The organism is Youngiibacter fragilis 232.1 (assembly GCF_000495435.3).
GTDB classification, from domain to species: Bacteria; Bacillota; Clostridia; order Clostridiales; family Clostridiaceae; genus Youngiibacter; species Youngiibacter fragilis.
The window spans coordinates 1-7,648 of the sequence record NZ_AXUN02000037.1 but is presented as its reverse complement, the minus strand read 5'-3'; the positions used below and the strand labels follow the sequence as shown (position 1 = coordinate 7,648).

General features: G+C 41.7%; 7 protein-coding genes. All 7 read right to left on the bottom strand.

Going from position 1 to position 7,648, the window contains the following annotated elements; translation table 11 throughout:
• A partial coding sequence (locus tag T472_RS02490) for a recombinase family protein (protein WP_023863284.1) occupies positions 1-881 on the bottom strand: 881 nt, incomplete at its 3' end.
• A 129-nt stretch (positions 882-1,010) separates the two neighbouring features.
• A complete protein-coding gene (locus T472_RS02485) occupies positions 1,011-2,678 on the bottom strand; it encodes a recombinase family protein (protein ID WP_023387156.1) in 1,668 nt (555 codons plus the stop codon).
• Entirely contained in the window at positions 2,665-4,284 is a 1,620-nt protein-coding gene (locus T472_RS02480; RefSeq protein ID WP_023387157.1) for a recombinase family protein, read from the bottom strand. The genes T472_RS02485 and T472_RS02480 overlap by 14 nt, the downstream gene beginning before the upstream one ends.
• A 236-nt stretch (positions 4,285-4,520) precedes the next feature.
• Positions 4,521-5,501, bottom strand: coding sequence for an N-acetylmuramoyl-L-alanine amidase (locus T472_RS02475; RefSeq protein ID WP_023387158.1), 981 nt, complete (start codon positions 5,499-5,501; stop codon positions 4,521-4,523).
• A complete protein-coding gene (locus T472_RS02470; RefSeq protein WP_040906451.1) occupies positions 5,458-5,904 on the bottom strand; it encodes a phage holin family protein in 447 nt (148 codons plus the stop codon). The genes T472_RS02475 and T472_RS02470 overlap by 44 nt, the downstream gene beginning before the upstream one ends.
• Positions 5,905-5,980: 76 nt before the next feature.
• The gene (locus T472_RS02465; RefSeq protein ID WP_023863281.1) at positions 5,981-7,054 is read right to left on the bottom strand and encodes a hypothetical protein; all 1,074 of its coding nucleotides are present in this window, start codon (positions 7,052-7,054) and stop codon (positions 5,981-5,983) included.
• A 15-nt stretch (positions 7,055-7,069) separates the two neighbouring features.
• Positions 7,070-7,543, bottom strand: a complete 474-nt coding sequence (locus tag T472_RS02460) for a hypothetical protein (protein WP_152975106.1) — start codon at positions 7,541-7,543, stop codon at positions 7,070-7,072.
• Positions 7,544-7,648: the final 105 nt, after the last annotated feature.

Here is a 7,648-nt window from a genome sequence, read left to right as displayed (position 1 = left end):
GAAAATTTACGGATTAAATATTGATCCCGTATCCCTTCTGATGATCGTCTTTTGTTGCTCATCAAATCTCGTGTAAGTTTCCTGGTCTTTACGCTTCCTGTGTAGGCAATGTTTGATAAGATGGATGCTATCGTCTTCGGTCCCCACAGTTCCTTCCCAAAGTAGGTCCTGACTCCTCTTCTGGTTAATTCACCTGCAATGGCATTATTACTCATACCATCAAGATGCATTTGATAAATCTGTCTAACAACTTGAGCTTGCTCTTCATTGATTGTAATGACGGTCTCATTACCGACTTTTGTTTTATCATAACCGTAAGTGTGACCGATATTAACCTTGCCCTTCATCATTCGTCTTTCATGTCCCCACTCTATAGCCTGGGAAGTAGCTTCAATTTCCCCTTGGGCAATACTGGCATAGGTTTTTAAAAGATAGGTCGTATCACTTCTGGTGCTTTCAATATTTTCCGTTTCAAAATAAACACTGACACCCAGTTCCTTGAGCCGCTCAATAACTTCAATGAGCTCCTGGGCATTCCTTGAAAACCGAGATACATTTTTAACAAGAATCAGGTCAATTCTATGTTCTTCACAGTGCCTTAGCATCCGAGTAAAGCCTCGTCTTAATGAGGCTTTTCTCCCGGTAACCAGATTATCAAAATAGATACCGACAAAGGTCCAGTTGTCCCTACTATTAATCACATGGGTATAGTGACTTACTTGGCTTTCCAATGAGTGGGACAGTCCCAGTGAATCAAGACTCACTCTACAATATGCTGCCACCTTAATCCCTTGACGTCTACTGTGAAGTGGACTGTCATCTATCTTCTCTAAAGGATCCCATAACTTATTGATCCATAAGCTTTTATCTATTTGGTCCATAAAAAAACTCCTTTCCTCTTGAAAGATCACGCTTGCTTGTATGTTTGCATTGGTGTCAAACTATTGCAAGTACAATCTCCATAAGGTAAAGGAGTATTTTATTTACTTAGGTAAATTCTTCAATGACTATTACTCGTTCTTCCCACGTCTCCAGCCATAACCCATTCTTTTGACTCCACATTTAAATATGAACTCAATCTCATAATCTTTGTGGAGGATTCCTCTTTCAACAAGCTTTTTAAATTCAGTGGCATCAAAGGTCTCAAAGCTACTTTGGCTTTCAAGATATGCAATTAAAGCTTCTAAATTCTGCCTCATATAGATTTCTTCGTCTTGGCTTTTGATAAGGGCTTCATGTTCCTGCTGGTAGATTTGTGATTCATAAATCATGTTTCTAAGGGTTGCATCATAGATGGGATCATTGGTGGCACTTTCTCTCATGGCCATTTCACTTATGCGATCATTGATTCGATCGATGATTTCTTCAAGCTCTTTAAGCCTTTCCTTTTCATCATATGTTAGGCTTACATCCTCAATGGCTGCTTCTCCCTCAGCTCTTATTAGGTCAATCTCTTCAGTCATTTTCAGAAGCATTTCGTTGTAGGCTGCTTCAATCACCTCTTCCCATACATACTTTGAATGGCAGTCAAAGTCAGCTTCTACTTTCTGAGCCGCTAGTCTGCAGTGCCAAACGGTAAACTTGTATGGCTTGCCATCTTTTTTTGATGTGATTCTCCTTCTATGAACCGGCATGCCACACTCCCCACAGTAAAGCATATTTGAAAATGGTGCTTTTCCGCTATAGGTTCTGTGGTATTTCCCGTCAGGATCATGCTTCATTTTTCTTCGTCTTTCCAGTTCCTTTTGTACATAATTCCATTCCTCTTCAGAGATGATTGCAGGGTGATTGTTTCGTATAAAGTACTGCGGCTTGTGGTTCTTATTTCTGACCCGTTTATGGGTTAAAGGGTCCAGGGTTACTGACTTCTGACATAATGCATGGCCACAGAATTTCTCATTTTTTAGTATTTTTAAAACGGAATCACTGGTCCATTTTGTATTATCCCTTGCGGTTTTAACTTTGTCTTTTGTCAGCCCTTTCGCTATCTGAACCGAACCTTTCCCTGAGATAAATTCTCGAAAAATTCGTCTAACTGTTTTGGCTTCCTCTTCATTTATGATAAGATTCCCCTCTTCATCCTCGTCATATCCTAAGAAATATGTTGTTGGAATGTGTGGCTTCCCTTGCGAGAATCTTTTCTGAACTCCCCAGCTGACATTAGCACTAATCGTACGTGACTCTTCTTCCGCGATCGATGAGATGATTGTGAGCAAAACCTCACTGCGAGAGTCGAGGGTATTGATCGACTCTCGATCAAAAATTATACCCACTGGCTTGTCTAAGCTTTTCAGCATCCTCACATAGGTTAAGCAATCAAGGGTATTTCTAGCAAACCGGCTGATGGATTTTGTAATGATGTAATCAAACTTTCCTTCCTTAGCATCCTTGATCATCTGATTGAATCCGGTTCGGTACTTAGTGTTTGTTCCAGTAACCCCTTCATCGCTGTAGACCTTATAAAGCTCCCAGCCTTCTTGCTTTTCAATATATTCTTTAAAGTAAGAAACCTGCAATTTGTAACTGGACTGTTGTTCCTCTTCATGGGTGGATACCCTGGCATAGGCAGCTACTTTGATTTTTCGCTCTTCATTTCTTCTATAATCAGGGTTATTCATATTAGCAGGAATGACCCTAACCCGAGGATTCATGGTCGATATATTTCTACTTCCTTCCATCGTTATGACCTCCCCTAAACTTTCCAACCACCGTCTCCTTTCCATCAATCCATTTGATGGTAAATAAAAAAGGTGACTCCACCTTAATGTGAATCACCCACGCTCTCATGAAAGAGATATCTAGTATTTTTTTAATGGCTTTATCTGATCCCTTTAACTCCTTCAATCTGTTTAGAGAGGCTTCTCTAAATTCATAGTCCTTATCGAAGTCTTCCCATAGCTTAGCTTTAATTGCGATTTCTTTTTCAACATCTTGTCGCTTTTCTTTTAACACTTCAGTATCAAGGTTTTGAAGGATAGCTTTATTCTCAGCAATGAGGCATTTTTCCAGTTCTACTCTCAGTAGGTTTTGCTCTCGTTCCCTGACAGCTTCAGCAGTAGATAGTTCTTTCGTTAGCTGCTTTATCAATAGTCCATCGTTGGTTCTTCGATTGATGTTGTAGCGTTTTTCAAAACCTTCCCTTAAGAGCTTTTCGATATGCTCTTCTTCAATGGGATCCGCTTCACAAAGCAACTCGCTTTTTACATTGGAAGAACATCGCCATATTGTTTTTTTAATATTTTTGCCGAAGCGATGAAAGTTCTTTCCGCAATGGGTACAAATTACTCTGCTGGTAAAAGGGGTCTTCTCATAATCACCCCTGTTAAAATCAGATTTATTATCCCTTAGTATTTCTTGAACTTTTTCATAGTCCTCTTTTGAAACAATGCCTTCATGGTGGTCTTCAATATAATACTGGGGTTTATGACCTCTATTGATCACCGTTTTGTGGGTCCTGAAATCAAGTGTACACGTTTTTCTGCTAAGAACATCACCAGCATATCTTTCATTGGTCAGTATGCTTCTGATGTTGTTGTTATCCCAGTCAATCTCACCAGAACGCTTCTTGTATCCTTTTCTTATAAAGTGTCTGGCTATCTCTGTCATGTTATATCCATTAAGAAAAAGGTCATAAGCTTCTCTAACGATCTCGGCTTCTTTTTCGACGATGATCCATTCTTTATCCTTATTTACCTCGTAGCCAAAGAGCTGCCCTGCAACCACTTCGCCCCTCTCAAAACGCTTTGTAAAGGCCCAATCAATATTCTCCGATGTAGCTCGGCTTTCTTCCTCAGCGAAAGTAGCTAGAATTTTTATGAGCAGTGAACTGGTCATATCTTTGGTGTTCAATCGTTCTTTCTCGAAAATCACAAAAATTCCCTTTTCAGTAAGCTGTCTCACAATATCCATTGTATCCACAACATTCCTTGCAAATCTTGATATGGATTTGCAGATAATCAGGTCAATTTCTCCATTCATCGCATTTCTAATCATCCGATTAAAACCGATTCGTTTCGACATGTCTGTACCCGATTTGCCTTTATCTGAGTAAACACCAGCATAATACCAGTCAGGATTTGACCTGATGTAGTTGGTATAATGAATGATTTGATTCTCTAATGAACCAAGCTGAAGCTCTTCTTCACTACTCACCCTGCAGTAGGATGCAACTTTTAGCTTTTTTGATCTAGGTTGTGTGTTGACATCATTCCATCCTACTGGTTGATTAATAACGGTTACTGACGATCTTTGTACTGGTATTTCCTGAACCCTTGCATGATTCATCCTGATCCTCTCCTTTCCTTTTTATCCCTTGCTTCGTATCATGAGCGGCGCTTGAGTTATCGCAAAGGGTAAAAATAATAATGCCTAAAACCTCTAATTCCAAAGGTTTCAAGCTTTCTAGCGTATTACATATATCACTCAAAAACAGGTATTTATCAAGTCATTTCTACTATATATAGGGAAAAATAAGCCGATGCTATAGAGATAACACCGGCTACAATTTTGCGATTTTCCTTCTAATCGTATTTCATATAGGCATCAAATCCCGCCTTCTTTAAGCGGGTCATTAGGGCCTCTGCATTCTTCTTTTCGCTGAAGGCGCCTACCTGCACCCGGTAGTATTTTTTACCGGATTCATTCTCCGGTTCGACCTCCACACCAGCACTGACCATTTCAAGATTGTCTTTATCAACCCACGTCATAATACCTGCCTTCTCACCCATGGTGCTTTTGAGAATGGTTTTACCAAGAAGAACACATTGCTTGCCGCCTTTGATCACAGGTTTTCCATTAAACACATCCTGGGTGATTAAGTGATAGTTCCATTTCACCCAGTTTGGAATGATAGGACCGCCGGGATAATAGGTTCTGGCAGACCCTTTGATTTCTACAATATTGCCTGTTTCAAAGACCTCTTTAGCTTTGCCTACATTCTCTAGTGCCTTCTTTACTGCAGCTCTAAAGGTGTCCATACTCTCTCCATGCTTTGGAAACCAGTGGCCTACATCAGAATGGTTTGATGCGATCCCCTTCTTATTCCCTTCCGCATGGCTGATGATGTCTTTTTCAGTCAGACCATACTCTCTGCAGAGATAAACACAAATCTTCACTGCATTTTCCCAAGCCGCTCTAAAGTAGGCTTCATTTTTCTTCACATCATAGCCTACCATCTGATTCTGAGAATAAGAAAACCCACCCGGCTCGCATATCTCAAAACCGATGTGGGTGTTGTTTGCATCTCCTCCTGCATGCCAGCCTCTGTTGTTCCAAGGCAGGTACTGCCAGATTTCTTTATCATCCAGGAATGCATGGACGCAAACCTGACGATTGATTTCACCAGCCTTATAGGATTTGTTCCATCTGCTGAACCAATCTGCCGCCATCACGCCCGGTGTGGCAGTGGAATGGACCATGATGCCTTTAGGTGTGATCTTTCTCCCGGCTGTATAACAGTCATTTCTGGTCATGTACTTTGTCTTTAAGTTGCCTAGTGCCATCCTTATCGCCTCCGTCTTTCAGCTGCTCCAAAATATCCTTGAACTTCTCCGGAACCGGTAGTCCTAATCTAGTTGAGTTTTCAATGATGCTGATTCCTTCATTGGATAGATAGAAGAAAATCACTGCGGTTCTGATGGCACTGCCATCTCCGATAATGTTCTGATCAATGATATGGGCCACACCAACCAAGGAGAAAATCACCACTTTCTTGAAAATGCCCTGAGCGCCAACGTCACTGGATAAGTGCTTTTCTAAAATAGCGCACATAACACCCATGAGATAGTCGATCGTAACAAAGGCAATCAATGCATATAAAAAACCATCGTAACCTCCTAGAAAATAACCTAACCAACCGCCAACCGCCGCAAATATCATCTGAATGAAATTCCAAACTTCTCTCATCGTTCTTCCCTCGCTTTCATAAGTTTTGTATATAAAAAGACGCCCCCACATTGAGGACGCCTGGATTCCCTATCTCTTAGTAAGAGGCATAGTAAATGTAGCCACTTGCTTTTATATAGAATCCATCTCCCGGAATATACATGGCGCCATCAAAGGTGTCATACTGACTTGTGGTGAAACCTGGCTGTTCTACCCCTTCCCAATACAGTCCATCGTTGGAAACGCAGAGCATACTCTCTTTTAGAAGAGCGAACTTGCCCCAGTCTTCCATCCAGATGATGTTCCTTGGATTTGGGATATTGTTGTTGGCCAGATCTCCTACCCAGGAAAGATTTGTCTCAGTAATCTGGGTGGCATCGTCACTCATCACGCAGAGCTTCACATAGTAGGTGTAATCGCCGCCCACATTGGTGTAGTTGAACTTCATCACAAAAAGGACGTCATTCACGGACCGGATAAACATATACCGGGTGTCGTTCACATCCTCTGGTATGGTCGTGGTCCAAAGACCAGGACTGGCTGAACTAGCTATTGCGATGGATTTGTCTCCACCAACCACGCCCACAAAGTTTCCCTTATGAGTGGTCAGGTATTTAAATATTGGCACCGAGGTACCATCAGATCCGACCAATGTCCATGCGGTTCTTTCCTCTAAAGAATCATAGCTGTAATAGACCGGTGATTTGTAGTACCACCAACTGACAATACCAGAGCCTCTGGCCATATCATAGGCACCACAGGTCATGGCATTATAGGCTCCCGGACAGTATCCAGCATTATGCCAAGTGATACCGTCAAAGGAAGCAATGACATTGGCAAGACCCACAATCTTAGCAATAAACACACCATTAGCTGCATAGAGAATCTCCGGCTGGCCATAGCTCCACCAAGGAACGCTGACCACAGTCCACTGCTTTGTGGTCTTATTCCAGTAGGACATATAAGGGGTCTTGGCATAATAAACTGCGATCTGCGCGTTTCCATTATCATAGACATTAATCTGCTTTTCACTGCCATACTGGGTGTAGCCAAAGTTGTTATAGTACTTCTTGGTCCAGCTGAGTGTTGGGATGGTGAAGAGAACATCTCCCCGGCCACCAAAGGCTGTCCAGATGGCCAAGGCATTATTAAAAATATGATCATAGCTCATTGATTCAGCCCTCCTTTATACTTTTGTGACGCTGGTGATTCTTCCACCGCTATCCACAGTGTAGTTATATGTCGCCGTTGTTCCATCTGCATATTCAATGTAAAAACTCATCATATCAACCGTTAAAGTGGAGACTTCCTTTAATAGAAGCTCCGAGAAAATGTTATCAAGAGTGATGCTTGTGATCCTCCCACCGCTGTCGGTGGTGTATTGATACTGGGCATGATATTGATGGGTATCGCCCTTCTCAACGGTGTAGGTCACATCAATGGTTGTTTCAGTCACCACTAGTTCAGAGACGATGGTATAGGACACACCCAGGTCGTTCACCTGTGTTTGAATATCATCCACTGAGCTTCCCACATTATTTAATGAACTCTCAATCCGATAAAAGGTGTCAGAGATACTGGGTCTGTATCTTCCGACCTCCACTCGGATGTTGTACCTGTAGAACGGATTATACTCCAGGGAGATGATCCTAGTCTTCACGTTGATTCCTAGGGGATTAAAACCTGAATCCCCACGGAATTATAACTTGTTAACATCGAAACCCCTTGGTATTATTGGGTTTTTGATGTTTTTTATATTGAAACC